We start from the raw sequence: 2,001 nt of genomic DNA on the forward strand, positions 1-2,001 counted from the left end.
CGGACACGGGCTTCCAGTCCGGCCTGCAGGTCCAGTGACGTGCCATTCTGTGACGGTGAGAACGTCATGTTACTGCCGGCTTCAGCTGTACCCATGCTCATGTCACCCCGGGAGCTGAAGGTGCGGATAACAGAAGGCTGTACCCACCAGTTCACCGGCAGTTCACGCACACGGTGTTTTGTACTGTCGCGCAGGGTGTCACGGGATGAGGTGCCTTCACCAAAGCTCATATCGTTGTGGCTGCCCAGACGGAAACCGGCACGCACATGTTGTGCACTGCCATGCCCGAACTTCACATAACCGGCGTTATCCTGGCCGTCATCCAGGGAGAGTCCCTGCCAGGTATACTGCAGTTGTGGTTCCAGCATCAGGTTGTCAGTGATACTGAAGGGCAGACCGGTTTCCAGTGAGCCCAGCCAGCCCCAGCCCCGGGCGCGGAAGTCGTTATTGTCCGATGACGCTTTCATGCTGTGGCGGGTTCCCTGTGCCATAATGTCAGCCCACAGGCCGGAGGACGTGTGTACCAGATTCAGGTATCCGCCCAGACTGCCGGCATCATCCCGGACCGTGCCGGCGCGGGAACCGTCATCATCCTTAACATCAACGGAAGAATGGCCAGCAGCACCATATACCCCTGTCGTCAGAGACATACCGGCAACCTCTGTTCTCAGCAGGTCACCCTCCAGACGGACGAAGCCATAGCTGCCGCTGCTTTCCGGCGTGGCTCCACGGGCAATACCGCCGTTGTTATCGTGACCGAGATGACCGCCCTGAATGCTGAGACGGACGCTGTTATTTTCACCGTTTACACCGGTCTGATGGCTGCGGGAGCCTGCCAGAATCCGGTCATAGTCCATTGCCTGTGTCAGCATGGAGGCATACAGGGGGACTTCAGCACGATAAGCATTTTCACTGCGCAGGTACCAGTCTTCATCGCTGTCACGGTTCAGGGTGTAGTTAAAGGCACCGGCCTGAAGCGGGCGACTCAGGGCAAACGCACCTTCTTCTGTGGTGGCACCATTCTGTGCATCCACAACCCGGATACCCTGTCCGGAGGTTGCCACCCCGAGGTTACTGTTTCCGACATTTGTGAACGCAAGCCAGGTTTTGCCGGTTGCCTGACCACCATTAATCACCAGCTGGTCAGAGGCATTGCTGCCATCAAGGCGAACACGCATATTGATGGTGCCACCCTGACCGGTGAGGTTACTGGTGGTCAGTTTATGGAACGTTACCGGGGCGTCGCCTTTTGCAACAGTACGGCTCAGGACGGCATCCTGTGTCGTCTGATTATCAAAGCGAATCTCCCCTGCGTTAACAATATCGCCGGTACTGACCACATCACCATTCAGTACCATGCTGGCGCCTTTACTGAGCTGTGTTCTGCCACTCAGACTTCCCCCGGCAGCCAGCGTCAGTGTTCCACGATGTCCGACAGTGGTGTTGCCAGCCTGTCCCCCGGCATTAACCGTAAAGCTGCCGCCATTTTCCAGCAGCAGGCCGCTGGCCTGACCGGATATGCCATCAATACTGAACTTACCGCTGGCATTGGTCCCCTCAACAGTGGCACCACTGTCTGCAATCAGGGCACCACCGGATGTCATGGTGACACCTGTCGCCTTACCACCGGCAGACACTGCCAGGGTACCGCCGTCATCCACCAGTGTTTTCTGCGCTGAATGGCCCTCCAGTACATCCAGGCGACCGCCGGACTCCAGAACAACACCGTCAGCCTTACCGTTTTCCACCGTGAAATTCCCCAGACGGTTGCTGCCGGTGACGGTTGCCGCCGTACTGGTGACCAGTGCGCCTCCCTGCTTCAGGGTGACATTCGTGGCTGTACCACCGGCGTTCACCTGCAGTTTGCCTTTCTGGTTAACGATGGTGAAATCCGCCAGACCACCTTCCTTGATAATCTGCCAGCCGTCACTGTTTACAACAGTGCCAGACGCCGTACCGCCGTTGTGCACATACTGGTACCCCCCATTCAGCGTGGTATCC

General features: G+C 57.7%; 1 protein-coding gene. It reads right to left on the reverse strand.

Annotated elements, in window-relative coordinates; all coding sequences use genetic code 11:
- Positions 1-2,001, reverse strand: a 2,001-nt coding sequence (locus K0778_RS25780; protein ID WP_153449179.1) for an Ag43/Cah family autotransporter adhesin, incomplete at both ends; no start/stop codon positions are given.

This window comes from Escherichia sp. XD33, assembly GCF_019375075.1.
In the GTDB taxonomy this organism is placed as follows: domain Bacteria; phylum Pseudomonadota; class Gammaproteobacteria; order Enterobacterales; family Enterobacteriaceae; genus Enterobacter; species Enterobacter flexneri_A.